The organism is Nocardioides mesophilus, assembly GCF_014395785.1.
Lineage (GTDB): Bacteria > Actinomycetota > Actinomycetes > Propionibacteriales > Nocardioidaceae > Nocardioides_B > Nocardioides_B mesophilus.
Window position 1 is genome coordinate 2,484,468 of sequence record NZ_CP060713.1, and the last position, 26,728, is coordinate 2,511,195.

Genomic DNA, 26,728 nt, shown 5'->3' on the forward strand with positions numbered 1-26,728 from the left:
TCAGCCGACGTTGCCGAGCACCCGGGTGACCTGCACGTGCAGCGCCACCCGCTCCGGGTTCTCCCGCGGCACCCGGTAGCGCTCGGTGTAGCGGGCGACCGCCTCGGCCACCGACGCTGCGTCCTCGCGGACCTGGACCCGGCCCTCCAGCGTCGACCACCACCGGCCGTCGACCTGGCAGACCGCGATCAGCGCGCCCTCCGGCCCCGCGGACCGGATGTTGGCGACCTTGCGGCTGGTCCCGGAGGTGATCGCCCAGGCGGTGCCCGTGTCCGGGTCGATGACGAAGCCCATGGGCACGACGTGCGGCGTCCCGTCGGGCCGTAGGGTCGTGACCGTGCAGAGGTGTCGTTCGCGCCAGAACTCCAGGAACCGCTCGGTCGACGGGAGCGCGGAGCCGGGGGAGGGTGCCATGGCGACATCCTCCCGCAGGAGGAAAACGACGTGAGCGACCTGGTGCTCGGCGAGGACGGTCTCGCCCGGCCGGCGTGGGCCTCGGTGGACCCGCTGCTGCGCGAGTACTACGACACCGAGTGGGGGATGCCGGTCCGCGACGAGCAGGGCCTCTTCGAGCGGCTGAGCCTGGAGGCGTTCCAGTCCGGCCTCTCCTGGGCGACCATCCTGCGCAAGCGGCCCGCGTTCCGGGTCGCCTTCGACGGCTTCGCTCCCGACGTCGTGGCCGGGTACGACGCGCGCGACGTCACGCGGCTGATGGCCGACGCCGGGATCGTCCGGAACCTGCGCAAGATCCAGGCGACCATCACCAACGCCCGGGCGGTGGTGGCGCTGCGGGCCGAGGGCGGGCTGGCCGACCTGGTCTGGTCGTTCCGGCCCGCCGTGACCCCGGCCCCGACGACGTACGACGAGGTGCCGACCACCTCGCCGGAGTCGAAGGCCCTGGCCCAGGCGCTGCGGGGCAAGGGGTTCGTCTTCGTCGGGCCGACCACGATGTTCGCGCTGATGGAGGCGGTCGGGGTCGTCGACACGCACCTGGTCGGCAGCCACCGGCGCGGTTGCTCCGGCGTGTGGCCGGATTGAGCTTTTACCTGCAACGCGCAGCGCGCGCGGACCCCGCGGATCTATCCTGGGCGGGCAAGGTGGACGACACACGATCAACACGATGCGGCGGGGCCGGTCATCGTCCACAGGGTTTCGACACCGTGTTCAGCGCAAGCCTGGGGGCAGGCGAGGGCTGGGGCGCACGGTGAAGAGAAAGGCCTGTGTCGTGGAACGCACCCGGTGCGCGTATTGCCGCAACCCCATCAAGCCCCACCAGACGTCCGTCCCCGAGGACGGCGACCAGCTGGTCCACGAGGACTGCTGGCCGCTGTGGCAGAGCCGGGGTCGTGAACCGGTCGACGAGGTCGTCGACGACCTGCAGCACGAGTACGAACGGCGCATCGCCGCCGAGGGTCTGGCGGGGCTGCTCTCGCCCTACGTCTGCGTGCTGCCCACCCAGCGGCACCGGCAGCCCTCGCTCGTCTCCTGACCGCGGCGCAGCGTCCCGGGCGACCCACGTGAACCGCACGATGCCCGCGTTGTCAGGGCGTCAGGTTCTGCAGCCGGACCTGGCCGCGGGCGACCAGCCGGCCCTCGTCGTCGAGGGTCTCCACGACCCAGACCTGCTGGGAGCGGCCGCGGTGCACCGGCGTCGCGGTCGAGGTCAGCCGACCTTCGCGCACGGCGCGGTAGAAGTCGGTGGAGTTGTTGACGCCGACCACCTGGCCGCGCTCTCCCAGCCAGGTCGCGGCGCCGACGCTGGCCAGGGTCTCCACGACGCCTGCGTGCGCACCGCCGTGGACGATGCCGTAGGGCTGGTGCAGCGGCGGGGCAGCCGTCCAGTGCGCGACCACGCGGTCGCCGGTGACCTCCGCGAACTCCACGCCGAGGTAGTCGGTGAAGGGGCCGCCTGCGTTGGTCGTCTCGTTGGTCGTCTCGTCGGTCGACATGGGCAGATCATCGCGCGTCGCCGGACCCCCTCGACGAGGCGGGGTGGACTGCACCGGTCGTCCGGGCGCCGGGCCGGCGCGCCGCGTCGTCGGTGCCGCGTGGCAGGCTGAGCCCGATGTCCCGCACCCTGCTCGCCGTCGACGGCAACTCCGTGCTGCACCGCTGCTTCCACGCGTCCGCGCGCACCGGCTTCCGCACCGCCGACGGTCGCGCCGGCTGGGCGATCCGCGGGCTGCTCTCCCAGCTGTGCGCGGCGGTCGACCGGTCCTGCGCCGACGCGGTCGTGGTCGGCTTCGACGACCGCGCGTCGAGCGTGCGCCGGGAGCGGTGGCCGACGTACAAAGCGCACCGCGACCCCAAGCCCGCCGCCCTGGACGAGCAGCTGGAGGAGGTCGTGGGGGTGCTGCGCGACCTCGGCTGCGTCGTGGTCGTGCCGCCGGGCCTCGAGGCCGACGACGTGCTCGCCTCGGCGGCCGCGTGGGCACCGACGGTCGGGGCGCGCACGGTGCTGGCCACCTCGGACCGGGACTCGTTCGCGCTGATCGACGAGCACACCCGGATGCTGCGCATCCTCAACGGCGGCATCGACGCCTCGCCGATGCTCGACCCGCACCGGCTGACGCTGGTGACCGGGGTCCGCCCCGAGCAGTACCTCGACCTCGCGGCCCTGCGCGGCGACCCCTCCGACAACCTGCCCGGTGTCACCGGGTTCGGCCCGAAGACGGCCGTCAAGCTGCTGGCCGCCTTCGGGACCGCGGCGGCGGCCTTCGACGACGCCGCGGCCGGCGGCGAACGCTGCCGTGCCGCGCTCGGCAAGGCGCTCGCCCGGACCCTGGCCACCGACCAGGCCCGGGCCACCTGGGAGCTGAACCGCACGGTGATGACGATGCGGACCGACGTGCCGCTCGGCCTCGACCTGGTCGCCGGCACGGGGTCGCTCCCGCTCGAGCCGGACGCCGTGCGCCGGACCTTCGGCCGCTACCAGCTGCACGCACCGGGGTTCCTGCGCTCGCTCACGGGCGTGGAGAGTCCCGCTCCCCGGCCCGGTGACGTCGACGCGTCGTGGCGGCCGCCGGCAGCGTCGGGTCCGCGGCTGCCGCCGCTGCCCGCGCCGGTGCCGGCGCCGACGTCCTTGCAGGACACCCTGTTCTGAAGCGCTGGCCGCCGGGCAGCGGACCGGTCCTGCCCGGACCGGTCCTGCCCGGCCCTGCCCGGACCGGCCCTGGTCGGGCCGGCCCGGGAGGGGGCCGGCTACGCGACCCAGACCGTCTTGCCGTTCATGAACTCCTTGATGCCGAGCTCGGCCAGCTCGCGGCCGTGCCCGGACGCCTTCACCCCGCCGAAGGGGAGCGCCGGGAACGACGCGGTCATGCCGTTGATGAAGGTCTGACCGGCGGCGAGGTCGCGGATGAACCGCTCCTGCTCCTCGACGTCGTTGGTCCAGGCGTTGGAGCCCAGCCCGAAGCGGGTGGCGTTGGCCAGCTCGATCGCCTCGTCGAGGTCGTCGACCCGGAACACCAGCGCGACCGGACCGAACAGCTCCTCGGAGAAGACGTCCATCTCCTCGGTGATGCCGGTCAGGATCGTCGGCGGGTACCACCAGCCGTCGCCCTCGGGGCGGGTGCCGCCGACCACCACGGTGGCGCCCTTGTCCGTGGCGTCCTTGACCAGCTCCTCGACGTCCTCACGGCCCTGCTCGGTGGCCAGCGGGCCGACGTCGGTGCCCTCCTCCATGGGGTCGCCCACGGTGAGCGCCGACATCTTCGCGGTGAAGTGCTCCATGAACTCGTCGTAGACGTCGGAGTGCACGATGAACCGCTTGGCCGAGATGCAGGACTGGCCGTTGTTCTGGGTGCGCGACGTGGTGGCGACCTGCGCCGCACGCTCCAGGTCGGCGGACGGCATCACCACGAAGGCGTCGGAGCCGCCGAGCTCGAGGACGACCTTCTTCAACGACTCGCCGGCGGTGCGGCCGACGGCGACGCCGGCGCCCTCGCTGCCCGTGAGGGTGGCGGCGGCGACGCGGTCGTCGCGGATGATCGCCTCGATCTTGGAGCTGCCCACCAGGAGGGTCTGGAAGACGTCGTCGGGGAAGCCGGCCTCGCGGAACAGCTCCTCCATGAACAGCGCCGTCTGCGGGACGTTGCTGGCGTGCTTGAGCAGCCCCACGTTGCCGGCCGCGAGGGCGGGGGCGGCGAAGCGCATCGCCTGCCAGAGCGGGAAGTTCCACGGCATGATCGCGAGCACCACGCCGATCGGGAGCCAGCGCGTGTAGGCCTGGCTCGCGTTGACGGTGGAGGCGTCCTCCACCGGCGAGTCGGCCAGCAGGTCCGCGGCCCGGTCGGCGTAGTAGCGCAGCACCGCGGCGCACTTGCCGATCTCGGCGGCGGCCGACTTCTTGGTCTTGCCCATCTCGAGCGTCATCAGCCCGGCGATCTCGTCGGTGCGCTTGTCGAGGATGTCCGCGGCGGCGCGCAGCCAGCCGGCCCGTTCCTCGTGCGAGGTGAGGCGGTAGGTCCGAGCGGCGCGGTCGGCGCGGGCAAGCCGGTCCTCGACCTGCTCGTCGGTCAGCTCGTCGAAGGTCCTGAGCACCTCTCCGGTGCGGGGGTCAGTTGTCGCAATGGCCATGGGGTCACTGTTCCACGCTTCAGGTGCCCGCAAAAGTGCGGATTCCGCAGGCGGTCTCGCCGTGACCAGCTCGTGACGGACGCGACTCTTTACCGGGCCCCGAGGTGGGTACGGTGCCAGGGTCGGAATCGGGCAGCGGCGCTCGGCGACGGCTAAGGAGCACGACGACGCGGCCCCCGGAGCTCTCCGGGGGCGTTACCAAGGAGCGCGCATGCAGGTCTGGCCGGGACGTCCCTATCCGTTGGGGGCGACGTACGACGGGTCCGGGGTCAACTTCGCTCTGTTCTCGGAGGTCGCCGACAAGGTCGAGCTCTGCCTCATCGACGACGACGGCGGCGAGACCCGCGTCACGATGAACGAGGCCGACGCGTTCGTCCACCACGCCTACCTCCCCGGCCTGATGCCCGGGCAGCGCTACGGCTACCGGGTGCACGGCCCCTACGACCCGTCGAACGGGCACCGCTGCAACCCGGCGAAGCTCCTCCTCGATCCCTACGCAAAGGCGGTCGAGGGTCAGATCGACGGGGACGAGTCGCTGTTCTCCTACGAGTTCGAGAAGCCCAAGAACTTCAACGAGGAGGACAGCCTCGGGCACACCATGCTCTCGGTGGTGGTCAACCCCTACTTCGACTGGGGCAACGACCGGCACCCCGACCGGGAGTACCACGAGACGATCATCTACGAGGCTCACGTCAAGGGACTCACCGAGACGCACCCGGCGATCCCCGAGGAGATCCGCGGGACGTACGCCGGGATCGCGCACCCGGCGATGATCGAGCACCTCACTGACCTCGGCATCACCGCCATCGAGCTGATGCCGGTGCACCAGTTCGTCCAGGACACCACGCTGGCCGACAAGGGCCTGAGCAACTACTGGGGCTACAACACCATCGGCTTCTTCGCCCCGCACAACGACTACGCCACCGGCCAGCGCGGCCAGCAGGTGCAGGAGTTCAAGGCGATGGTCAAGGCGCTGCACGAGGCCAACATCGAGGTGATCCTCGACGTCGTCTACAACCACACCGCGGAGGGCAACCACCTCGGCCCGACGCTGTGCTTCCGGGGCATCGACAACGCCGCCTACTACCGGCTCGTCGACGACGACCAGGCGCACTACTACGACACCACCGGCACCGGGAACACGCTGCTGATGCGGCACCCGCACGTGCTGCAGCTGATCATGGACTCGCTGCGCTACTGGGTGACGGAGATGCACGTCGACGGCTTCCGCTTCGACCTGGCCTCCTCCCTGGCCCGCCAGTTCCACGAGGTCGACCGGCTGTCGGCCTTCTTCGACCTGGTGCAGCAGGACCCGGTGGTCAGCCAGGTCAAGCTGATCGCCGAGCCGTGGGACGTCGGCGAGGGCGGCTACCAGGTCGGCAACTTCCCGCCGCTGTGGACCGAGTGGAACGGCAAGTACCGCGACACCGTCCGTGACTACTGGCGCGGCGAGCCGGCCACCCTCGGCGAGTTCGCCTCGCGGATCACCGGCTCCTCCGACCTCTACGAGCACTCCGGCCGCAAGCCGATCGCCTCGATCAACTTCGTCACCGCGCACGACGGCTTCACCATCCGTGACCTCGTCTCCTACAACGACAAGCACAACGAGGCCAACGGCGAGGGCGGCGCGGACGGCGAGAGCCACAACCGGTCGTGGAACTGCGGGACCGAGGGGGAGACCGACGACCCCGAGGTGCTCGAGCTGCGGGCCCGCCAGCAGCGCAACTTCCTTACCACCTTGCTGGTCTCGCAAGGCGTCCCGATGCTGCTGCACGGCGACGAGCTCGGCCGCAGCCAGGGCGGCAACAACAACGTCTACTGCCAGGACAACGAGATCGCCTGGATGAACTGGGAGCTCGAGGAGTGGCAGGAGCAGCTGCTCGACTTCGCCAAGCGCGTCGTCGCCCTGCGCAACAACCACCCGGTGTTCCGCCGCCGGCGCTTCTTCGCCGGGGCGAGTCCCCGTGACGAGTCCGGCGGCATCGCCGACATCGCCTGGTTCACCCCCGAGGGCAAGAACATGCGCGACGTGGACTGGTCCCACGAGCACGCACGCTCGGTGATGGTGTTCCTCAACGGGGACGCGATCCCCGAGCCGGACCAGCGCGGTGAGCCGGTGGTGGACGACTCGTTCCTGATCGCCTTCAACGGCCACCACGAGGAGCTGCCGTTCACCATCCCCGACGAGGTCTACGGCGAGGGCTGGCTGGTCGCGCTCGACACCCACGACGTCGAGGCCGGGAGCGTGTCGTTCTTCGAGGACGTCACGCCGCTGCTCCCGGGCTTGGAGTTCCAGGTCGCCGGCCGCTCGGTGATGGTGCTGCGGCGCCCCCGGGCGACCTCCCGCGCCCTGCGCTGACCCCGCGCCGGCGTACCGGCGGAGCCGTCCGCCCGGCCGGGGCCGTCCACATCACCCCGGTCTGTCCGCCCCGCCGGGCGGGCAGACCGGGGTGGTGCGTTTCCGGGGCCGACCTAGGCTCGGGGACATGAGTGAGCCCTCCTCCGCCGCCACGCGAGGTGCCCTGCGTGAGCTCGGCTACCGCTCCCGCTCGGTCAAGGCCGAGATCCGCGAGAACCTCCTGCAGCGCCTGCGCTCGGGAGAGACCGCGTTCCCCGGGATCGTCGGCTTCGACGACACTGTGCTGCCGCAGCTGGAGAGCGCGCTGCTCGCCGGCCACGACCTGGTCCTGCTCGGCGAGCGTGGGCAGGGGAAGACCCGGCTGATGCGCACCATCGGCTCGCTGCTCGACGAGTGGACGCCGGTGGTCGTGGGCTGCGAGATCCACGACGACCCGATGGCGCCGGTGTGCACGCGCTGCATTCGGCTGGCCGAGGAGCTCGGTGACGACCTCCCGGTGGGCTGGCTGCACCGCGACCACCGCTACGTCGAGAAGCTGGCCACGCCCGACACCAGCGTCGGTGACCTGGTCGGTGACGTCGACCCGGTGAAGGTCGCCGAGGGGCGCACGCTCGGTGACCCGGAGACCGTCCACTACGGGCTGCTGCCGCGCACCAACCGCGGCGTCTTCGGCATCAACGAGCTGCCCGACCTGGCCGAGCGGATCCAGGTCGCGATGTTCAACGTGCTGGAGGAGCGCGACATCCAGGTCCGCGGCTACTCGCTGCGGCTGCCGATCGACGTGCTGCTGGTGGCCAGCGCCAACCCGGAGGACTACACCAACCGCGGCCGGATCATCACCCCGCTCAAGGACCGTTTCGGGGCGGAGATCCGCACCCACTACCCCTACGAGGTCGCCGAGGAGGTGGCGCTGGTCCGCCAGGAGGCGCAGCTGGTCGCCGAGGTGCCCGACCACCTGCTCGAGGTCGTCGCCCGGCTGACCCGCGGCCTGCGGGAGTCCTCCTCGGTGGACCACCGCTCCGGGGTGAGTGCCCGCTTCGCGATCGCCGCCGCCGAGGGGGTCGCCGCGTCCGCGCTGCGCCGGGCCGCCCGGGTCGGCGAGCCGGAGGCGGTCGCCCGGGTCTGTGACGTGCCGACGGTCGTCCCGGCGCTGCTGGGCAAGGTCGAGTTCGAGATGGGGGAGGAGGGCCGCGAGGTCGACGTGGTCCAGCACCTGCTGCGGGTCGGCATCGCCGAGACCTTCCGCGAGCGGCTCACCGGGCTGGATCTCTCCGGTTTCACCGACCTCTTCGCCGAGGGTGCCGTCGTCGAGACCGGCGAGCTGGTCCCGGCCACCGAGCTGCTGGCCCAGATCGGCACGGTGCCCGGCCTCTCCAAGGTGCTCGACCGGCTCTCCGACGGCACCGGCGAGGAGCCGACCTCCCCCGGCGAGATCGCGGCCGCGGTGGAGTTCGTCCTCGAGGGGCTGCACCTGACCCGCCGGATCCAGAAGGACAGCCTGGCCGGCCGGACCGTCTACGGGGCCTGAGCCATGGCCACCCCGCGGTTCCGGTACGGCCCCTGGCACGACGGTCCCGATCCGTTGGCGCCGCCGTACGACGTGCGCGCGGCGCTCGACGAGGTGGGCCGTGACGTCCTCGCCGGCGGGTCGCTGCGCGAGGCGCTGGCCGAGCTGCTGCGCCGCGGGTTCGACGGCAACCGCGGCCTCGACGACCTGGCCGCCAGGCTGCGCCGGATGCGCAACGCGGCGCGCCGCCGCGGTGACCTCGGCGGCACCCTCGACCAGGTGCGCGCCGCGCTGGACCAGGCGTTGGCGCAGGAGCGGGACGCGCTGGCCGCGGAGGACGGCGAGGACGCCCGCTGGGCCGAGATGGAGCTGGCCACCGTGCCCGACGAGACCGCGGGCGCGGTGCGGGCGCTGGCCGACTACTCCTGGCACTCGCCGGAGGCCCGGGCGACCTACGAGTCCATCCAGCAGATGCTGCAGCGGGAGGTGCTCGACGCCCAGTTCGCCGGGCTGAAGCAGGCCCTCGCGGACCCCGACCCCGAGGCGATGCAGCGGGTCAAGGACATGCTGGCCGACCTCAACCATCTGCTGGCCGCGCACGCCCGCGGCGAGGACACCGAGGACCTGTTCCGGGACTTCATGGACCGGCACGGCGACCTCTTCCCCGAGCAGCCGGAGACGGTCGACGAGCTGATCGACGCGCTGGCCCGGCGGCAGGCCGCCGCGGACCGGATGATGGCCTCGATGTCCCCCGAGCAGCGCGAGCAGCTCGGCCAGCTGATGAGCGACGCGCTCGCCGACGCCGACCTCGCCTCGGAGATGGCCCAGCTCTCGGACAACCTGCGGGCGCTGCGCCCCGGCATGAACCGTGGCCCGGTGCAGATGCGGGGCGGCGGGGAGCCGCTCGGCTACAGCGAGGGGGTCGAGGCGGTGGCCGAGCTCGCCGACCTGGAGGCGCTCGAGGCGGCGCTGTCCCAGTCGCACGCCGGCGCCACCCTCGACGACGTGGACGTGGAGGTGCTCGAGCAGCACCTGGGGGCCGGGGCCGCCGCCGACTTCCGGGCCCTGCGTGAGCTGGAGCGCGAGCTCGAGCGACAGGGGTTCGTGTCCCGGGGCGACGACGGCCTCCGGCTCACGCCGCGGGCGGTGCGCCGGCTGGGGGAGTCGGCGCTCAAGCGGGTGTTCGCCCGGATGGACGCCGCCGGGTCCGGCGACCACGAGGACCACCGCAGCGGCTCGGCCGACGAGCTGATCGGCTCCTCCCGCCCGTGGATCTTCGGCGACGAGCTGCCGCTGGACGCGGTCCGCACCGTCTCCAACGCGCTGCGCCGCGGCGCCGGGATCCCGGGCCGGCTGCTGGTCGAGGACTTCGAGGTGGTGGAGACCGAGAGGCGCACCACCGCCGCGGTCGCGCTGCTGGTCGACCTGTCGTTCTCGATGGTCCAGGAGGGCCGCTGGGGCCCGATGAAGCAGACCGCGCTCGCGCTGGCGCACCTGGTGGAGACCCGCTTCCGGCAGGACGCGCTGGAGATCGTCGGCTTCGACCGCTCGGCCCGGCGCCTCACCCCCGTGCAGCTCGCCGACGCGGAGCCGGAGTGGGTGCAGGGCACCAACCTGCAGCAGGCCCTGATGATCGCGGCCCGGCACCTGCGCCGGCACCCGGACGCGGAGCCGGTGATCATGGTGGTCACCGACGGCGAGCCGACCGCGCACATCGGCGCCGACGGTCACCCGGTCTTCTCCTGGCCGCCGACGCCGGCGACGCTGCGCGCCACCGTGGGCCAGGTCGACGAGCTCTCTCGCTACGGCGCCTCGATCAACTTCTTCATGCTCGGCGAGGATCCCGGCCTGGCCCGCTTCGTCGACGCGGTCGCCCGGCGCGCAGGTGGCCGGGTGTTCACCCCCGACCTCTCCCGGCTCGGCGAGTACGTCGTCGCCGACTACCTCCGGGCCCGCAAGGGCCGCCGCTGAGCCGCAGCGGCTGGGGGCGCTGGCTAGGCTCGAGACATGACCTGGACCTCGCGCGACCTGCCCTCGTTCGCCGGCCGGACGGTCGTGGTGACCGGCGGCAACTCCGGCATCGGCTGGCACACCGCGGCGGCCCTGGGCCGGGCCGGTGCGTCGGTGACGCTGGCCTGCCGGAACCCGGTGGCCGGCGAGGAGGCCGCTGCCGCGATGCGCGCCGCCGGCGCCGGCGAGGTGCGCGCGGCCAGGTTGGACCTGGCCGACCTCGGCAGCGTCAAGGACTTCGCCGACGCCTGGACCGATCCGCTCGACGTGCTGGTGAACAACGCCGGCGTGATGACCCCGCCGCGCTACCGGCAGACCGCCGACGGCTTCGAGCTGCAGCTCGGCACCAACCATCTCGGTCACTTCGCGCTGACCGGCCGGCTGCTGCCCCGGCTGCTCGAGGCGCCCGCCCCGCGGGTCGTGACGGTCTCCTCGATCGCGCACTTCCGCGGCAACGAGTCGGTGCTCGCCGGCAATCCCCGCGACGGGTACCGGCCCGAGCGTGCCTACGCGAACTCCAAGCTGGCCAACCTGCTGTTCGCCTTCGAGCTGCAACGGCAGGCCGACCGGCACGGCGCCGCGCTGGTCTCGAACGCGGCGCACCCGGGCGTCTCGGCGACGAACCTGGTGACCTCCGAGCAGGGGCTCGGCTCGATCCCGGGAGTCAGCCGGCTGGCGCCGCTGGTGCTGCGGCTGGTCCTGCAGTCGGCGGCCGCGGGCGCCGAGCCCACGCTCCACGCGGTCGCCGAGGGCGGCCCGGCCTCCTGCACCGGGCCGCAGTGGCTGCGGGAGAGCCGCGGACCGGTGGGTCCGGCCCGGCTCAGCCGCTACGCCCGCGACGAGGTGCTGGCCCGGCAGCTGTGGGACCTGAGCATCGAGCTCACCGGGGTCGAGCCCACCTGGCTCTGACGCCGCTCACCCGCCCAGCAGGGCGCTCAGCGTCGCGATGTCGTCGGGCCCGACCTGGCAGCAGCCTCCGACCCAGGCGGCGCCGGCCGCCACCCAGGACGGCGCCAGCGTCACGTCGTACGCCGTGTCGCCGCTCCACGTGCGGGTGCCGCTGTCCCAGCCCTGGCCGGAGTTGGGGTAGGCGACGCCCGGCCTGCCGCTGACCCGGGCCGCGACCTCCAGCGCCGGCAGCACGTCGGCCGGCGCGCAGCAGTTGACCCCGGTGGCGACCACGGCGGGGCTGCCGGCCGCGACCGCGAAGGCGTCCTCGAGCGGCTGCCCGGCCCGGGTCCGCCCACCGCTCACCGAGTAGGACAGCCATGCGGGCAGACCGACCTGGTCGAGGATGCCCACCAACACCTCCGCCTCGTCGAGGTCCGGGACGGTCTCCACCGCCAGCAGGTCCGGGCCCGCCGCGGCCAGCGTCTCGATGCGGGGCAGGTGGAAGTCGCGCAGCCGGGCGGCGCTCAGCCCGTAGCGGCCGCGGTACTCCGAGCCGTCGGCGAGCACCGCGCCGTAGGGACCGACCGAGGCGGCCACCAGCCGGCGCCGCCCGTCGCGGGCCACCTGCTCGTCGCGGACCTCCCGGGCCAGGGTCACGCTGAGGCGCAGCAGGTCCTCGGCCTCGGCGCGGGAGAGGCCGGCGTTCCCGAAGCCGGCCACGCTGGCCTGGTAGCTGGCCGTCGTCGCCACCTCCGCCCCCGCCTCGTAGTAGGTCCGGTGCACGGCCGCGACCTCCTCCGGGGCGTCGCGCAGCAGCCGCGCCGTCCACAGCGCGTCGGACAGGTCGTGGCCGCGGGCCGCCAGTGCGGTGGACAGCCCGCCGTCGAGGATCACCGCGCGGCCTCCAGGTGGGTCCGGACCGCGGCGCGCACCGCCTCCGGCTGTGCGACGTTGGCCATGTGGGCCGCGTCGGCGACCACCACCAGCCGTGCGCGCGGCACCGCCGTGGCGATCTGCCCGGCGACCTCCGGGGTGGTGCTCGGGTCGTCGGCGCCGGCCACGACCAGGGTCGGGGTGTCGATCTCGGCGAGCCGGTCGGTGACGTCGTACGTCGCCAGCGCCTCGCAGCAACCGGCGTACCCCTCGACCGGTTGGGCCACGAAGTCGGCCATCACCCGGCCAACAGTGTCCGGGTGCTCGCGGCGGAACCGCTCGGTGAACCACCGCTCGGTGGTCGCCGCGACCAGTGGCTCGAGGCCCCCGGCCCGCACCTGCCGGGCCCGCTCGACCCAGGTGGCGGGCTCGCCGAAACGCGGCGCGGTGCAGCACAGCGCGAGGGAGGTCAGCCGGTCGCTGTGGTCGAGGGCGAGCAGCTGGCCGATGGCGCCGCCGAGCGAGATCCCGACGTAGCCGAACCGCTCCACCCCCAGCGAGTCGGCGAGCGCGACCACGTCCGCGGCCAGCTCCTCGACGGTGTAGGGCCCTGCGGGGACCGGGGAGCCGCCGTGCCCGCGGGTGTCGAAGCGGATCACCCGGTGGTCGCGGGCGAGGTCGGCGGCCAGGTCGTCCCACAGCGTCAGCGTCGCACCGAGGGAGGAGCCGACCAGCACGGTCGGGCCCTCCCCCTCGATGCGGTGGTGCAGCTTCACCGGTGCGGGCATCGGACCTCCAGGCGGCTCAGGGGACGGTGGCTCTCCACGAGCCGGTCGGCTCCGTCCAGCCTGTCACGGTCGCCGGTGCGGAGGCTCGCCGCCGTCTCAGGCAGTGACGGTGTGCCCGGCCGGGACCGTCTCCTCCGGACGCGGCGGGGGCGGCGGGGTGCCGTCGCCGAACGGGCGGCCGCCGAGCTGCTCCCGGCCGTGGGCGGTCAGCCAGCCGGACAGGTCCGGGCCCTTCGGCACCACGCCGGTGGGGTTGATGTCGGAGTGCACGACGTAGTAGTGCGCCTTGATGTGCGCGAAGTCGATCGTGTCGCCGAAGCCGGGGGTCTGGAACAGGTCGCGGGCGTAGCCCCACAGCGCCGGCATCTCGCTGAGCTTGTTGCGGTTGGCCTTGAAGTGGCCGTGGTAGACGGGGTCGAAGCGCACCAGGGTGGTGAAGAGCCGGACGTCGGCCTCGGTGATCTGCTCGCCGACGAGGTAGCGCCGCTGGGTGAGCCGCTCCTCGAGCCGGTCGAGCGCCGCGAACAGCCGGTCGTAGGCCCGCTCGTAGGACGCCTGCCGGCCGGCGAAACCGCAGCGGTAGACGCCGTTGTTCACCTCGGTGTAGACCCACTCGTTGATCTCGTCGATCTCCGCCCGGAGGTGGTCGGGGTAGAGGTCGGGGGCTCCCTCGCGGTGCCACTTGGTCCACTGCGTCGACAGGTCCAGGGTGATCTGCGGGAAGTCGTTGGTCACCACCTGGCCCGTGGGCACGTCCACGACGGCCGGCACCGTGATGCCCTTGGGGTAGTCGGGGTACCGCGCCAGGAACGCCTCCTGGAGCCGCTCGATGCCCAGCACCGGGTCCCGGCCGTCGGGGTCGAGGTCGAAGGTCCAGCTGCGCGCGTCGTGGGTGGGGCCGCACACTCCCATGCCGAGCACGTCCTCGAGGCCGAGCAGGCGGCGCACGATGATGGCACGGTTCGCCCACGGGCAGGCCCGCGAGACGACCAGTCGGTACCGGTCGGGCTCCACCGGCCAGCCGTCGCGGCCGTCCTCGGTGATCCGGTCCTCGATGTAGTCGGTGTCGCGGTCGAACTCGTCCTCGACGTAACGGCCCTGCGGCATGGGAGCTCCCTCGCTCAAGTTAGTTGCGGCCTCAACTACCTAGTACCGCATCGTACGGCGGTGAAAACCTCGACGGGGCCGGTCAGCCGCCGACCCGGCCGGCGAGCAGGTCCTCGAAGGACAGCGTGTCGGCGAACGGATCGGCGGCTCCGCGGTCCGCCGGCGAGCTGCCCAGGACGGCGCCGGCCAGCTCGCGCGCTGCCCGGTCGATGCGGCCCGACAACGACGTACCGCCGCCGCCGTGCCCGAAGTCCTCGCTGGCGCCGAACACCGCGGTCGGCTGGACGGCCGCGCGGAGGTAGCCGAGCAGCGGCCGCACCGCGAAGTCGAGCGCCAGGGAGTGCCGGGCGGTTCCGCCGGTCGCGGCGGCGAGGACCGGCTTGCCGTCCAGGCTGCCCTCCTCGAGGACGTCGAAGAACGACTTGAACAGCCCGCTGTAGGAGGCGCTGAACACCGGCGTCACCGCGATCAGCCCGTCGGCCCCGGCGACCGCCCGCTGGGCCGCCTCGAGCCGTGGCGACGGGAAGCCGGTGAGCAGCTGGTCGGTGATGTCGTGCGCGAGCTCGCGCAGCTCGACCACCTCGACCTCGGCCGTCTCGCCGGCCGCCTCGAGGGTCCGCACGGTGGCCTCGGCCAGCCGGTCGGCGAGCAGCCTGCTCGACGACGGCTGGCTCAGGCCCGCGGAGACCACGGCGATCCGTCGCGTCGTCATCGGACGACCTCCGGGGAGCGGCCGGTGACGACGTCGGCGGCGGGGCGCGCAGCGGCGTCCCGGGGGCCGGCGGCGGCGGCCACCAGCGAGGCGTGCGTGGGCGCGTCGGGGACGTGCGCGGGCCGGAGGGCGTCGAACTCCCTGCGCAGCACCGGGACGACCTCCTCGCCGAGCAGGTCGAGCTGCTCGAGCACCGTCTTCAGGGGCAGGCCGGCGTGGTCGAGCAGGAACAGCTGACGCTGGTAGTCGCCGACGTACTCGCGGAAGCCGAGCGTCTTCTCGATCACCTGCTGCGGGCTGCCGACGGTCAACGGTGTCTGGGAGGTGAAGTCCTCCAGGGACGGCCCGTGACCGTAGACCGGGGCGTTGTCGAAGTAGGGGCGGAACTCCGCGACCGCGTCCTGGCTGTTGCGGCGCATGAAGACCTGCCCGCCGAGACCGACGATGGCCTGGTCGGCGGTGCCGTGGCCGTAGTGCTCGAAGCGCCGACGGTAGAGGCTGACCATCCGCTCGGTGTGCGAGGCGGGCCAGAAGATGTGGTTGGCGAAGAAGCCGTCCCCGTAGTAGGCCGCCTGCTCGGCGATCTCGGGGGAGCGGATCGAGCCGTGCCAGACGAACGGCGGCACGCCGTCGAGCGGGCGGGGGGTGGCGGTGAAGCCCTGCAGCGGAGTGCGGTACTTGCCCTCCCAGTCCACGACCTCCTCGCGCCAGAGCCGGTGCAGCAGGTGGTAGTTCTCGATCGCCAAGGCGATGCCGTCGCGGATGTCCTTGCCGAACCAGGGGTAGACCGGTCCGGTGTTGCCGCGGCCCATCATCAGGTCCATCCGGCCGTCCGAGAGGTGCTGGAGGGTCGCGTAGTCCTCGGCGATCCGCACCGGGTCGGTGGTGGTGATCAGCGTCGTGGAGGTGGAGAGCAGGATCCGCTCGGTCTGCGCCGCGATGTAGGCCAGCGTCGTGGTCGGCGCGGAGGGGATGAAGGGCGGGTTGTGGTGCTGGCCGGTCGCGAAGACGTCCAGGCCGACCTCCTCGGCCTTCCGGGCGATCGCGACCGTCGCCTTGATCCGCTCGTGCTCGCTGGGCGTGGTGCCGGTCGTCGGGTCACTGGTCACGTCGCCGACGGTGAAGATCCCGAACTGCATGTCGTGCTCCTAAATAGTTGCAGATTCAACTACCTCAACGGGGTGGTCGCCTGCCCTATTCCCGGCCCCCGGAGGTGGGGGGCCGTGGCTCACTCGGGGGCGTTCTCGGCCTCGTCGCCGACGCGGAACGGTGTGGTCACGTCGTCGTACATCAGGTGCGTGACCAGACCCTCGGTGGCGTGCTGGAGGTTGTGGCAGTGGTCCATCCAGACGCCGGGGTTGTCGGCCACGAAGGCCACCTCGAAGGACTCCCCGTCGTTGACGTTCAGCGAGTCGAACCACCACGGGCTCCCGGTGGCCCGCCGGCCGTCGCGGGAGAGCACCACGGCGTGGTGACCGTGCAGGTGCATCGGGTGCACGTCGCCGCTGTGGTTCTCGATCCGGACCCGGACCACGTCACCCTCGTGCACGACGAACATCGGCATGTCGGGGTAGACGTGCCCGTTCACGGTCCACCACAGCCCCGGTCGACCGTCCAGGAAGCCCGGGCGGCGGCCGATCTCGTAGCGGAAGTCCCGGTCGGCCCGGTCGGGGTCGAAGCCGAGCGGCGCCGGGGAGCCGTAGTCCAGCAGGTCCAGCTCGCGGTCCGGCTCCGGGGCCGCCGGGGCGGTCGTCCCCGCCGGGCCGATCACGAGCGCGGTGTCGCCGCCGACCTGCAGCCGCACGGCGGAGCCGTCGTCGGGCACGGTCACCTCGAGGTCGACCCGGCCGCCGGCCGTCACGGTGACCGCCTCGTCCCGGACCGGGGTCGGGCCGTGCACGTCGGTCCCGTCCAGCGCCAGCACCCGGTACGGCGCGGCCGCCCAGGCGCGCAGCGGCCCGTTGTCGGTGTTGATCAGCCGGACCCGGACCGTGCCGCCTGCGGCCGCGGCCACCGGCACGTCGCCCTCGCGGCCGTTGAGCGTCGCGGTGCCGGAGTAGAGGTGGGCCAGCGCGACCACGTCCGTGGTGCCGGCCGGGTCGCGGCGGGAGCGGGGGTGGACCACGAGCGGGCCGAGCAGCCCGCGCAGCACCTGCTCGTGGGAGACCTGGTGGGAGTGGTACCAGTAGGTGCCGGCCTGGTCGGCCACGAACCGGTAGGTGTGCTCGGCACCCGCCGGCACGGCGTCCTGGGTGACCCCGGCCACGCCGTCCTCGGCGTTCGGCACGTCCACGCCGTGCCAGTGCAGGGTGACCCCGTCGCCGACGTTCTCGTTGCGCAGGTGCACCTCCAGCAGCTGTCCCTGCCGCACCTCCATCAACGGGCCGGGCGTGCTGCCGTTGAGGGTGTAGCCCTCGATCGTCCGCCCGGAGGCGAGCCGGACCTGCTGGCGGCGGGCCACCAGCTCCACGGTGACGTCCGCGGCTCGGTCGGGATCGGCGACCAGCCCCGCGACGCTCCGCAGCCGGCCGGGGGCGGTAGCGGCGCCCGGCTCACCGGCGGCGTCGCCCGGCTCACCGGCTGTGTCGCCGTGGCCGTCTCCATGGCCGTCCATGTCGTCCATGCCGTGACCCGAGGGACCTTCGCCGCCCGCGACGGTCCGCGGCCCGCCACCGTGGTCGAGGTAGCCCATCTCCATGACCGAGTAGGTCGTCGGGATCAGGCTCGCCTGCCAGAACCAGACCACCGGCGCGACCACGACGAGCGTGGCCAGGCAGGCCAGGAGGACCCGGGTCCGCTCTCTCACACATCCCCCTCGTCGTGGTCGTGCTCGCGCTGGTGAGCGTCGCGGCCCTCCACGCCGGTCCGGGCGGTCGCGTCAGGCGACCGCGTGCTCCTGGGCGACGGCGCTGGGCTGGCGCGCGGCTTGGGCGGCCATCATCCCGAGCCCGAAGAGCAAGAAGGCGTTCAGCCCGTGCAGGACGCCGACCACCGGAGCGCCGAAGGCCGTGAAGGCCAGCAGCACCTGCGCGACCACGTCGAGCAGGATGAAGCCCGCCCACTTCGTGCCGCCGGGGACCTTGGCGAAGAACGACAGTGCCAGCAGGATCAGGGCGATCAGCGGGATCACCGCAGTGCCGAGGAGGCCGTGGATCATCTGGCCGGCGGCGCCGGCGACGTCGCCGCTCTCGGCCACGCTGGTGGAGTAGCTCTTGTCGTCCTCGAGGTAGCTGAAGATGCCGAAGGTGCCGAAGGTGATCATCGACGCCTGCACGGCGACGAGCACGGGCACCGAGAGTGCGAGGTAGCGGTAGGCGGACTTCATGGTGGCGGATCCTCCGGAAAGCTCGTGGGCGCCCGCCGGTCGGGCGCCGCTGCCAGGGGTCCCCGGAACACCCCGTGAGGGGAAGGATGCAGCCTGTGACCCGGGTCTGTCCCGTGATTTTCACGGAGCCCTGCTGCTAACCGGTTAAAAAGTCGTAAACGGTCAGTAGTTGGGTGCCTCGATAGCCTCGACCTGTGCTCATCCTCGGCCGCCGCACGTTCGCCGACACCGACCTGCTGGTCATGGCGATCGTCAACCGCACCCGCGACTCCTTCTACGACAACGGCGCCACGTGGCAGGAGGACAAGGCCCTGGAGCGGGTTCGCTCGGTGGTGGCCGCCGGCGCCGACCTCGTCGACATCGGCGGGGTGAAGGCGGGCCCCGGCGAGGTCGTGGACGTCGAGGAGGAGCTGCGCCGCACCGTGCCGTTCGTGGCGAGGGTGCGCGAGGAGTTCCCCGACCTGGTGATCAGCGTGGACACCTGGCGTGCAGCGGTCGGCCGGGAGGTCTGCCGGGCCGGCGCCGACGTGCTGAACGACGCCTGGGGCGGCTTCGACCCCGACCTGGCCCAGGTGGCCGCCGAGTTCGGTGCCGCGCTGGTGTGCACCCACACCAACGGCGCCACCCCCCGGACCGCGCCGCACCGCCCGTCGTACGACGACGTGGTGGCCGCCGCGATCGAGGCGACCGTCGGGCTCGCCGAACGCGCCGCCTCGCTGGGCGTCTCGCGCGACAGCCTGCTGATCGACCCGGCGCACGACTTCGACAAGAACACCTGGCACTCGCTGGAGCTGACCCGCCGGCTCGACGAGATGGTGGCCACCGGCTGGCCGGTGCTGGTGTCGCTGTCGAACAAGGACTTCGTCGGCGAGACGCTCGACCGTCCGGTCGGGGAACGGCTCACCGGCACCCTGGCGGCGACCGCGGTGAGCGCCTGGCACGGCGCCCGGGTCTACCGCGTGCACGAGGTCGCCGAGACCCGGGAGGTGCTCGACATGGTCGCCAGCATCCGCGGCGACCGGCCGCCGGCGCGTGCCGTGCGGGGCCTGGCGTGAGCGGCCCGCTCCGGGTGGTCCTGTGCCCGCACCCGCCGCTGCTCTTCCGCGAGCTCGCCGGCCTCCAGGACGCGGCGGCCGACCTGCGGGTCGCGTGCCGCACGGCGCTCGAGACGGCGCTTGCCGCGGCCCCCGACGAGGTGGTCGTCGTCGGAGGCGCCGAGGAGTCGCGCCGGTGGGAAGGCGCGACGGCAGCCGACGTCCGCCGCTTCGGCACGACGGCCGGGCGGACCGGTCCGGGGCTGCCGCTCTCCCTCGGCGTCGGCAGCCGGCTGCTGCAGGAGGCCGGGTGGACCGGGCCCACCCGGCGGCAGACGGTCGTCGCGGAGGCTCCGGACCACGAGCTCGACGCGCTCGCGGCCGAGCTGCGCGGACGGACCGGTGCGCTGGTGCTGCTGCTCGGAGAGGGCAGCACCCGGCGCGGCGAGAAGGCGCCCGGCTTCCTCGACGAGCGCGCCTTCCCCTTCGACGACGCGGTCGCGGCCGCCCTGTCCGGGGGCGACGCCGCCGCGCTGCGCGACCTCGACGCCGGGCTGGCCGCCGAGCTCGCCGTGAGCGGCGGGGCCGTGCTGCGGCTGCTCGGCCGGCTCGTGACCACGCCGGTGGCTGCGGAGCTGTCCTACCGTGACGACCCGTTCGGGGTCTCCTGGTTCGTCGCGACCTGGGACGCCCGCACCCCCTCGGACAGCGCTCAGCGCCGGACGACCAGCAGCGCCTGACTGCTCCGCCCCACGAGCCCGCGCTCGTCGTACACGCTCGAGACCGCGACGCCCACCGAGCCGCTGCCCAGCGTCGTCGCGGCGTCGAGGCAGATCCACTCCCCGACCGGCGGCCGCAGCACGTGCACGGTGAGCTCGGTGTTCAAGAACCCCCAGCTGGCCGGGTCCAGCGCCGCGGAGACTCCCGACGCCGAGTTGGCGCAGGCCATCAGCCGCTGCACCTGGCTCATCGGCTCGCCCTCGACGAGGTCCACCCGCGGGCGCATCCAGACCAGGCCGGGCCCCGGCTCCTCGACCGCGCCCCGGATCCAGCGCCACTCCACGGCATCGAGGTAGCCGCCGGACCAGGCGACCGGCCGGTCGTGCGGCCGCCCGTCGGCAGGCCGGTGCGGCAGCGGTACGTCGTCGGCCGCCGGACCGTCCTGGTGGCCCGGGAACAGCCAGGCGGCCGCTTGCGCGCACGGCCGGCCGCGCTCCTCGTCGTGCAGGACCGCCTCGACCAGCTCCACCGAGCGGCCCGGCCGGACCACCCGGGAGGAGACCCGCACCGGCCCCACCGGCACCGGTCCGAGCAGCTCCATCGTGAGCCGCCCCACCACCCGGTCGCTGTCCCGGCCGACCCGCTCGACGGCGCGAGCCAGCAGGGCTGCGGGAGGGCCGCCGTGCTGGGCCTCGGGCCCCCACGGTCCGGCCGTGGACGGCTGGGACAGGAACCGGTCGGGGCCGTCGGGCACGTAGAAGGCGGGCACCGGGACATCATGCCGGGGGCGCTCCCTGGGACTGCCCGGGAGGGCGTCAGCGAGGGCGTCGCGACCGTGTACGGTGAGCGTCGCGACGGGCTCCCGGTGAGCCTGGGAGAAGGGCCTCGGGACTCGATTTCATGATCCGCCGGGGCCGTGTGTATTCTTTCTCGTCGCTTGCCCCTTTAGCTCAGTCGGTAGAGCGTCTCCATGGTAAGGAGAAGGTCTACGGTTCGATTCCGTAAAGGGGCTCTGGGTAGGGATTCCCGCACGGACCTGCTGGTCCGTGCGGGCGCCCCGTCCCGGTGGCGGGGTAGCTCAGGTGGTTAGAGCACACGGCTCATAATCGTGGTGTCGCGGGTTCGAGTCCCGCCCCCGCTACTCACCGAACGAAGCTCGAGTCGCCCGGTCTTGTCCGGGCGTGCACACTTGAGTGGCACCGACCGGCAGCTTGACGACCAAGAAGAGGCACTCACCGTGGCCAGCAAGAGCTCTGACGTCCGCCCCAAGATCACCTTGGCCTGCGTTGAATGCAAGGAACGCAACTACATCACCAAGAAGAACCGTCGCAACGACCCGGACCGCATGGAGCTGAAGAAGTTCTGCCCGCGTTGCCGCAAGCACACCGACCACCGCGAGACCCGCTGAGTCGGTAGCCCCAGCACATCCCGACGAAGGAGCGGTCCCCGGCACCGGGGACCGCTCCTTCGGCTTTGCCCTAGTAGCCTCCTGCCCATGGCTGTCGACTCCTCCCTGGCCGGCCGGGCCTTCCCCGCGACCGAGCCCTACACCGTCTCGGTGGAGAAGCTGCGGGAGTTCGCCGCGGCCACCGGCTCGGACTTCGACGGCGGCACCGCCCCGGCCACCTTCCCGATCGTGGTGGCGTTCCAGGCGATGACCGCGCTGATGCAGGACCCCGAGGTGGGGATCGAGCTGCACCGGGTCGTGCACGGCGAGCAGCGGTTCACCTACACCCGGCCCGTGGTCGCGGGCGACACGCTGCGCGCCGCCCTGACCGTCGACTCGCTGCGCCAGATCGGCGGCGCCGACATCATCGGCACCCGCAGCGAGATCACCGACGCCGACGGCCTGCCCGTCTGCACCGCCTACGCCACCCTGGTGCACCGCTCGCCCGCAGAGGAGCCCGCAGATGCAGACCGGTGACGTGCTCCCCGAGCAGAGCTACACCGTGACCCGCGCCGACCTCGTGCGGTACGCCGGTGCCAGCGGCGACTTCAACCCGATCCACTGGTCGGACCGGGTCGCCACCTCGGTCGGGCTGCCCGGCGTGATCGCGCACGGCATGTTCACGATGGCGTTGGCCGCCCGGGCCCTCGACACCTGGGCGGGCGCGCCCGGCAAGGTGCGCGAGCTCGGCTGCAAGTTCACCAAGCCGGTCGTCGTGCCCGACGACGACGAGGGAGTCGTGGTGCGGGTCTCCGGGACCGTCGCCAACGTCACCGACGCCGGCGTCCAGGTCTCGCTGCAGGTCATGTGCGGCGAGGACAAGGTGCTCGGGATGCCGCGGGCGGTGCTGGGTGCCTGAGGCCCCCGCACTGGCCCGGCTCACCACCCTGCGCGTCGGTGGCCCGGCGCGGTCGTACGTCGAGGCGACCAGCGCCGCCGAGCTGGTCGCGGCGGTCCGGGCCGCGGACGGCACCGGCACGCCGCTGCTGGTGCTCGGCGGCGGGAGCAACCTCGTGGTGGGTGACGACGGGTTCGACGGCACGGTGGTGCGGGTCGCCACCCGGGGCGTCCGCGTCGAGCAGGACGCCTGCTCCGGGGCGACGGTCCACGTCGCCGCCGGCGAGAGCTGGGACGACCTGGTCGCGCGCGCCGTGGACGAGGGCTGGATCGGTGTCGAGGCGCTCTCCGGCATCCCCGGCTCGGTCGGCGCGACGCCGATCCAGAACGTCGGCGCCTACGGCCAGGAGGTCGCCGACACGATCGCCTCGGTGCGCTGCTGGGACCGGCTTGCGAACGAGCACCGGACGCTGGCGGCCGCCGACTGCGGCTTCGGCTACCGCACCAGCCGGTTCAAGCAGGAGCCCGGGCGGTGGGTGGTCCTCGAGGTGACCTTCCAGCTCCGGCTCGGCGACCTGGGGGCACCGGTGCAGTACGCCGAGCTGGCTCGCGCCCTGGGCGTGCAGCAGGGGGAGCGGGCCCCGGCGCGGGCCGTGCGCGAGGCCGTGCTGGCGCTGCGACGCGGCAAGGGGATGGTGCTCGACGACGCCGACCACGACACCTGGAGCGCCGGCTCGTTCTTCACCAACCCGGTCCTCGACGCGCCGGTCGCGCGGACGCTGCCCGCCGACGCGCCGCGCTGGGAGCAGCCCGACGGTCGCGTGAAGACCAGTGCGGCGTGGCTGATCGAGCACGCCGGCTTCCACCGGGGCTTCGGCAACGGCCGCGCCGGCCTGTCCGGCAAGCACACGCTCGCGCTCACCAACCGCGGCGGTGCGAGCACCCGCGACCTGCTCGAGGTCGCCGCCGAGGTGCAGCGCGGGGTCGAGGAGCGCTACGGCGTCCGTCTGGTCAACGAGCCGGTCCTGGTCGGTTGCACGCTGCCGCCGTCCGTTCCGTCCGCGGCCCCGACCAGCTAGAAGCTGGTGCCGCCGGGAACGGGCTCGGCGGGCGTCCCCGAGCCCACCGACGAGGCCACGAGGATCGCGAGGAACCCGGCGATCACCAGCACCCCGATCACCAGCAGCACCGTGGCGATCACGCCCAGCACGTAGCCGGCGAACGCCTGCGAGCGTCCGCCCCAGCGCTCGGGGTCGGCGTCGATCTCGCGCACGGTGCGGCGGCCCACCACCCACGCCCACGGACCGACGAGGATCGGCAGGTAGCAGGTGAACCCGCCGGCCAGTGCCACGATGCCGAGGACCAGAGCCTTGGTCGCCGACGGGTGGTCGGGGCGGACCGGCACCTGCATGTAGCCGGGCAGGTAGCCGCCCGGCTGACCCGGCGGGACGTAGCCCGGACCCGGCGGGTAGCCGTACCCGGGCGGCGGGGCCGGGTAGCCGTAGCCGGGCGGTGGCGGGGCGGCGTAGCCGGGCGGGGCCGGGTAGCCGGGCGGGGTGCCGTCGCCGGGCTGCGGGGGAACGCCGTACGGCGCGGTCGCCGGGGGCTCCTCGCCGGGAGGTGGCGCGGGGCTGTGCTCGTCCGGCTGCTGGTCTCCCGGATCCCCGGGCGTGTGGCTCATGGGGAACAGTCTGCCAACCAGGCGTCGATCTCCCCGACCAGCCGCGCTGCGACCTCGGCCGGAGCCTGCGAGGCCCGCACCGACATCCGGGCCAGCTCCGCGAGCTGGGCGTCGCTGAGCTCGTGCGCCGCCCGCATGGTGGCGTACTGCGCGGCCAGCCGGGAGCCGAAGAGCAGCGGGTCGTCGGCGCCGAGCGCCACGGTCGCTCCCGCCTCCAGCAGCTGCGGCAGCGGGACCGAGGTCAGGTCGGAGTAGACACCGAGCGCGACGTTGGACACCGGGCAGACCTCCAGGGCGACGCCCCGTTCGACGACCCGCTCGAGCATCCGCGGATCCTCGGCGACCCGGACGCCGTGCCCGAGCCGGTGCGCCCCGAGCTGGTCCAGGCACACCCCGACGCTCTCCGGACCCAGCAGCTCCCCGCCGTGCGGGGCGAGCAGCAGCCCGGCACGCTCGGCGATCGCGAAGGCGCGCGCGAAGTCGGCGGTGCTCCCGCGGCGCTCGTCGTTGGACAGCCCGAAGCCGACCACGCCGCGGCCGGCGTACTGCGCGGCGAGCCGGGCCAGGGCCCGGGCGTCGAGGGGATGCCGCGTCCGGTTGGCCGCGATCACCACGGCCATGCCCAGGCCGGTCGCCCGCGAGGCGTCGCGGACCGCGTCGAGCACGAGGTCGGTGAACGCGGTGATGCCGCCGAAGCGGGCCGCGAAGCCGCTCGGGTCGACCTGCAGCTCCAGCCACCGGCCCCCGTCGGCTACGTCGTCCTCCGCGGCCTCACGCACCAGCCGGCGTACGTCGTCCTCGGTCCGCAGCACCGACCGGGCGACGTCGTAGAGCCGCTGGAACCGGAACCAGCCCTTCTCGTCCGCGGCCGACAGCTGCGGCGGCCACTCGCCGACCAGCGCGTCGGGCAGCACGATGCCGTCCCGCGCGGCGAGCTCGAGCAGCGTGGCGTGCCGCATCGAGCCGGTGAAGTGCAGGTGCAGGTGTGCCTTGGGAAGCGTGGTCAGTGACCGCCGCCCGGTCCCCCCGGATGTCATCGACGAGCGGTCAGCCGAGGAGTCGCTGCAGCCGGCCGATGCCTTCCGCCAGGTCGTCGTCGCCGAGCGCGTAGGAGAACCTCAGGTAGCCGGGCGACCCGAACGCCTCGCCCGGGACCGCGGCCACCTCGGCCTTCTCGAGCAGCAGCTCGGCGAGCTCCGCCGAGGTGGTCGGGGTGGACCCGTCGATCTCGCGACCGAGCAGGCCCTTGACCGAGGGGTAGGCGTAGAACGCGCCCTGCGGCTCCGGGCAGACGACCCCGTCGATCTCGTTGAGCATCGACACGATCGTGCGCCGCCGCCGGTCGAAGGCCGAGCGCATCTCCTCGACCGCCGACAGGTCGCCGTTCAGGGCGGCCACCGCCGCGCGCTGGGCGACGTTGGAGACATTGGAGGTGGCGTGCGACTGCAGGTTCGTGGCGGCCTTCACGACGTCCTTCGGCCCGACCACCCAGCCGATCCGCCAGCCGGTCATGGCGTAGGTCTTGGCGACTCCGTTGACCACGACGCAACGGTCGAGCAGCTCGGGCACCACCACCGGCAGCGAGGCCGCCTCCTGACCGTCGTAGACGAGGTGCTCGTAGATCTCGTCGGTCAGCACCCACAGCCCGTGCTCGAGAGCCCAGCGACCCAGCGCCTCCACCTCCTCGCGGGAGTAGACCGCGCCGGTCGGGTTCGACGGGGAGTTGAACAAGAACACCTTGGTCCGCGGCGTGCGGGCTGCCTCGACCTGCTCGACGGTGACCTTGTAGTCCTGGGTCTCGTCGGCGAGCACCTCCACCGGCACCCCGCCGGCCAGCCGGATCGCCTCCGGGTAGGTCGTCCAGTACGGCGCCGGGACGATCACCTCGTCGCCCGGGTCGAGCAGGGTGGCGAACGCCTCGTAGATCGCCTGCTTCCCGCCGTTGGTGACGAGCACGTTGGCCGGCTCGACCTCGAGGCCCGAGTCGCGGCGGGTCTTGTCCACGATCGCCTGCTTGAGCTCGGGCAGGCCGCCGGCCGGCGTGTAGCGGTGGTTGCGCGGGTCCCGGCAGGCCTCGACCGCCGCCTCGACGATGTAGTCCGGGGTCGGGAAGTCCGGCTCCCCGGCGCCGAAGCCGATCACCGGCCGGCCGGCCGCCTTCAGGGCCTTGGCCTTGGCGTCCACGGCGAGCGTGGCGGACTCGGCGATCCCGCCGATGCGGGCCGAGATCCGGTGGGCGGGGGCGTCCTGCGTGGGTTCGGGGCTGGCGCTCATGGGTCTATGGTTCCACCGTCCCCGATGCCCCTGCACGCGGGTTCGAAGCCCGGACGGCTCGGTTCGACTTCCCCGCGACCGACCACGTACACTTCCACGTTGGTGGTCCTCACCCTTGGTCGCCGTGCCCGCGAACACCTCGCGAAGCCGGTGACCGATCCCGGGGCCGCCGTAGGGCACTAGCTCAACTGGCAGAGCATCGGTCTCCAAAACCGAAGGTTGGGGGTTCAAGTCCCTCGTGCCCTGCGAGGCTCCATCCGCGCCCGTCGCGGACGGGGCGGCAGGACCCCGGAGGTTCCGGAGCAACGACGGAGAGGTGGAGAACAGTGTCGGACAGCCGTTCGGTGTCGACGTCTGGTGGTCGCCAGACGCGCGACAAGCGGACCAGCCCCGCCACCTTCTACCGCCAGGTCGTGGCCGAGCTCCGCAAGGTCGTGTGGCCGACCCAGGAGCAGCTGATCACGTACTTCATCGTGGTGCTGGTCTTCGTGGTCGTGCTCATGACGATCGTCTCGCTGCTCGACCTGGGCTTCGGCAAGCTGGTCTTCGCGGTCTTCGGCTGACCAGGGCCGCAGACCGCAGCAG

28 protein-coding genes and 3 tRNA genes are annotated in these 26,728 nt (G+C 73.0%); 17 read left to right on the plus strand and 14 right to left on the minus strand.

The genetic code is table 11. From position 1 onward, the window contains the following. Positions 1-414 (minus strand): pyridoxamine 5'-phosphate oxidase family protein, encoded by a 414-nt coding sequence (locus tag H9L09_RS11930; RefSeq protein WP_187577168.1) that lies wholly within the window; start codon positions 412-414, stop codon positions 1-3. A 30-nt stretch (positions 415-444) separates the two neighbouring features. On the opposite strand from H9L09_RS11930, the gene H9L09_RS11935 reads away from it, so the two are divergent. Both H9L09_RS11935 and H9L09_RS11940 read left to right on the plus strand, forming a co-directional pair. Further along, positions 445-1,038 carry a DNA-3-methyladenine glycosylase I gene (locus H9L09_RS11935; RefSeq protein ID WP_223164018.1) on the plus strand — a complete coding sequence of 198 codons (594 nt, stop codon included), beginning with the start codon at positions 445-447 and terminating at the stop codon, positions 1,036-1,038. Between the two features lie 187 nt (positions 1,039-1,225). Next, positions 1,226-1,489: a hypothetical protein gene (locus tag H9L09_RS11940; RefSeq protein ID WP_187577169.1), complete on the plus strand. Its 264-nt coding sequence runs from the start codon at positions 1,226-1,228 to the stop codon at positions 1,487-1,489. Positions 1,490-1,541: 52 nt separating this feature from the next. On the opposite strand, the gene H9L09_RS11945 is transcribed toward H9L09_RS11940, so the two are convergent. Next, on the minus strand, positions 1,542-1,949 hold the full coding sequence (locus H9L09_RS11945) for a PaaI family thioesterase (RefSeq protein WP_187577170.1): 408 nt from the start codon (positions 1,947-1,949) through the stop codon (positions 1,542-1,544). A gap of 116 nt (positions 1,950-2,065) precedes the next feature. Here H9L09_RS11945 and H9L09_RS11950 point away from each other — a divergent pair, with 116 nt between their 5' ends. Then, on the plus strand, positions 2,066-3,103 hold the full coding sequence (locus H9L09_RS11950; protein ID WP_187577171.1) for a 5'-3' exonuclease: 1,038 nt from the start codon (positions 2,066-2,068) through the stop codon (positions 3,101-3,103). Between the two features lie 98 nt (positions 3,104-3,201). Here the strand turns inward: H9L09_RS11950 and H9L09_RS11955 are convergent, their stop codons facing one another. Beyond that, a complete protein-coding gene (locus H9L09_RS11955) occupies positions 3,202-4,578 on the minus strand; it encodes an NADP-dependent succinic semialdehyde dehydrogenase (RefSeq protein ID WP_187577172.1) in 1,377 nt (458 codons plus the stop codon). Positions 4,579-4,789: 211 nt separating this feature from the next. On the opposite strand from H9L09_RS11955, the gene glgX reads away from it, so the two are divergent. The 4 genes from glgX (at position 4,790) to H9L09_RS11975 (ending at position 11,363) form a co-directional block, all read left to right on the plus strand. Continuing rightward, a complete protein-coding gene (glgX, locus tag H9L09_RS11960) occupies positions 4,790-6,937 on the plus strand; it encodes a glycogen debranching protein GlgX (protein WP_187577173.1) in 2,148 nt (715 codons plus the stop codon). Positions 6,938-7,064: 127 nt separating this feature from the next. Next, entirely contained in the window at positions 7,065-8,465 is a 1,401-nt protein-coding gene (locus tag H9L09_RS11965; protein WP_187577174.1) for a sigma 54-interacting transcriptional regulator, read from the plus strand. A gap of 3 nt (positions 8,466-8,468) precedes the next feature. Further along, positions 8,469-10,415, plus strand: a complete 1,947-nt coding sequence (locus tag H9L09_RS11970) for a VWA domain-containing protein (RefSeq protein WP_187577175.1) — start codon at positions 8,469-8,471, stop codon at positions 10,413-10,415. Positions 10,416-10,451: 36 nt separating this feature from the next. Next, the gene (locus H9L09_RS11975) at positions 10,452-11,363 is read left to right on the plus strand and encodes an SDR family NAD(P)-dependent oxidoreductase (protein ID WP_187577176.1); all 912 of its coding nucleotides are present in this window, start codon (positions 10,452-10,454) and stop codon (positions 11,361-11,363) included. A gap of 6 nt (positions 11,364-11,369) precedes the next feature. On the opposite strand, the gene mmuM is transcribed toward H9L09_RS11975, so the two are convergent. The 7 genes from mmuM to H9L09_RS12010 all read right to left on the minus strand — a co-directional run bounded on the left by mmuM (position 11,370) and on the right by H9L09_RS12010 (position 18,150). Further along, entirely contained in the window at positions 11,370-12,239 is an 870-nt protein-coding gene (mmuM, locus tag H9L09_RS11980) for a homocysteine S-methyltransferase (protein WP_187577177.1), read from the minus strand. Continuing rightward, positions 12,236-13,006, minus strand: a complete 771-nt coding sequence (pcaD, locus tag H9L09_RS11985; protein WP_187577178.1) for a 3-oxoadipate enol-lactonase — start codon at positions 13,004-13,006, stop codon at positions 12,236-12,238. The genes mmuM and pcaD overlap by 4 nt, the downstream gene beginning before the upstream one ends. A gap of 96 nt (positions 13,007-13,102) precedes the next feature. Continuing rightward, positions 13,103-14,113: a glutathione S-transferase family protein gene (locus H9L09_RS11990; protein WP_187577179.1), complete on the minus strand. Its 1,011-nt coding sequence runs from the start codon at positions 14,111-14,113 to the stop codon at positions 13,103-13,105. Positions 14,114-14,195: 82 nt separating this feature from the next. Beyond that, entirely contained in the window at positions 14,196-14,825 is a 630-nt protein-coding gene (locus tag H9L09_RS11995; protein WP_187577180.1) for an FMN reductase, read from the minus strand. Beyond that, on the minus strand, positions 14,822-15,964 hold the full coding sequence (locus tag H9L09_RS12000) for an LLM class flavin-dependent oxidoreductase (RefSeq protein WP_187577181.1): 1,143 nt from the start codon (positions 15,962-15,964) through the stop codon (positions 14,822-14,824). Before H9L09_RS12000 ends, H9L09_RS11995 begins: the two co-directional genes overlap by 4 nt. A gap of 89 nt (positions 15,965-16,053) precedes the next feature. Continuing rightward, complete coding sequence (locus H9L09_RS12005; protein WP_246455982.1) at positions 16,054-17,631, minus strand: multicopper oxidase family protein; 1,578 nt, start codon at positions 17,629-17,631, stop codon at positions 16,054-16,056. Positions 17,632-17,703: 72 nt separating this feature from the next. Continuing rightward, positions 17,704-18,150, minus strand: coding sequence for a hypothetical protein (locus tag H9L09_RS12010; protein WP_187577182.1), 447 nt, complete (start codon positions 18,148-18,150; stop codon positions 17,704-17,706). Between the two features lie 194 nt (positions 18,151-18,344). Between H9L09_RS12010 and folP the strand changes: the two genes are divergently transcribed. Together folP and H9L09_RS12020 are read left to right on the plus strand one after the other, a co-directional pair. Next, positions 18,345-19,205: a dihydropteroate synthase gene (folP, locus tag H9L09_RS12015; RefSeq protein ID WP_187577183.1), complete on the plus strand. Its 861-nt coding sequence runs from the start codon at positions 18,345-18,347 to the stop codon at positions 19,203-19,205. Then, complete coding sequence (locus H9L09_RS12020) at positions 19,202-19,924, plus strand: class III extradiol ring-cleavage dioxygenase family protein (protein ID WP_187577184.1); 723 nt, start codon at positions 19,202-19,204, stop codon at positions 19,922-19,924. Before folP ends, H9L09_RS12020 begins: the two co-directional genes overlap by 4 nt. On the opposite strand, the gene H9L09_RS12025 is transcribed toward H9L09_RS12020, so the two are convergent. After that, complete coding sequence (locus H9L09_RS12025; protein WP_187577185.1) at positions 19,897-20,673, minus strand: thioesterase family protein; 777 nt, start codon at positions 20,671-20,673, stop codon at positions 19,897-19,899. The genes H9L09_RS12020 and H9L09_RS12025 overlap by 28 nt on opposite strands. Positions 20,674-20,843: 170 nt before the next feature. Between H9L09_RS12025 and H9L09_RS12030 the strand changes: the two genes are divergently transcribed. From H9L09_RS12030 to H9L09_RS12055, 6 genes are all read left to right on the plus strand, one after another. Beyond that, positions 20,844-20,916: transfer RNA gene (locus tag H9L09_RS12030), tRNA-Thr, on the plus strand. Positions 20,917-20,971: 55 nt separating this feature from the next. Beyond that, positions 20,972-21,045, plus strand: a tRNA-Met gene (locus H9L09_RS12035). Positions 21,046-21,141: 96 nt separating this feature from the next. Then, on the plus strand, positions 21,142-21,312 hold the full coding sequence (gene rpmG, locus H9L09_RS12040; protein WP_187577186.1) for a 50S ribosomal protein L33: 171 nt from the start codon (positions 21,142-21,144) through the stop codon (positions 21,310-21,312). Positions 21,313-21,399: 87 nt separating this feature from the next. Then, positions 21,400-21,828, plus strand: coding sequence for an FAS1-like dehydratase domain-containing protein (locus H9L09_RS12045; protein WP_187577187.1), 429 nt, complete (start codon positions 21,400-21,402; stop codon positions 21,826-21,828). After that, positions 21,815-22,210, plus strand: a complete 396-nt coding sequence (locus H9L09_RS12050) for a MaoC/PaaZ C-terminal domain-containing protein (RefSeq protein ID WP_187577188.1) — start codon at positions 21,815-21,817, stop codon at positions 22,208-22,210. Before H9L09_RS12045 ends, H9L09_RS12050 begins: the two co-directional genes overlap by 14 nt. After that, positions 22,203-23,267: a UDP-N-acetylmuramate dehydrogenase gene (locus tag H9L09_RS12055; RefSeq protein WP_187577189.1), complete on the plus strand. Its 1,065-nt coding sequence runs from the start codon at positions 22,203-22,205 to the stop codon at positions 23,265-23,267. Before H9L09_RS12050 ends, H9L09_RS12055 begins: the two co-directional genes overlap by 8 nt. On the opposite strand, the gene H9L09_RS12060 is transcribed toward H9L09_RS12055, so the two are convergent. From H9L09_RS12060 to H9L09_RS12070, 3 genes are read right to left on the minus strand one after another with little or no spacing between them, the layout of a single operon-like run. Then, positions 23,264-23,869 carry a DUF4190 domain-containing protein gene (locus H9L09_RS12060; RefSeq protein ID WP_187577190.1) on the minus strand — a complete coding sequence of 202 codons (606 nt, stop codon included), beginning with the start codon at positions 23,867-23,869 and terminating at the stop codon, positions 23,264-23,266. The two genes, H9L09_RS12055 and H9L09_RS12060, sit on opposite strands and share 4 nt — an antisense overlap. Further along, positions 23,866-24,906, minus strand: coding sequence for an adenosine deaminase (locus H9L09_RS12065; RefSeq protein ID WP_187577191.1), 1,041 nt, complete (start codon positions 24,904-24,906; stop codon positions 23,866-23,868). The genes H9L09_RS12060 and H9L09_RS12065 overlap by 4 nt, the downstream gene beginning before the upstream one ends. Positions 24,907-24,916: 10 nt before the next feature. Continuing rightward, positions 24,917-26,143 (minus strand): pyridoxal phosphate-dependent aminotransferase, encoded by a 1,227-nt coding sequence (locus tag H9L09_RS12070; protein ID WP_187577192.1) that lies wholly within the window; start codon positions 26,141-26,143, stop codon positions 24,917-24,919. 173 nt (positions 26,144-26,316) lie between these two features. On the opposite strand from H9L09_RS12070, the gene H9L09_RS12075 reads away from it, so the two are divergent. Continuing rightward, a tRNA-Trp gene (locus H9L09_RS12075) sits at positions 26,317-26,389 on the plus strand. Between the two features lie 80 nt (positions 26,390-26,469). After that, positions 26,470-26,706, plus strand: a complete 237-nt coding sequence (gene secE, locus H9L09_RS12080) for a preprotein translocase subunit SecE (protein ID WP_187577193.1) — start codon at positions 26,470-26,472, stop codon at positions 26,704-26,706. Positions 26,707-26,728 lie beyond the last annotated feature (22 nt).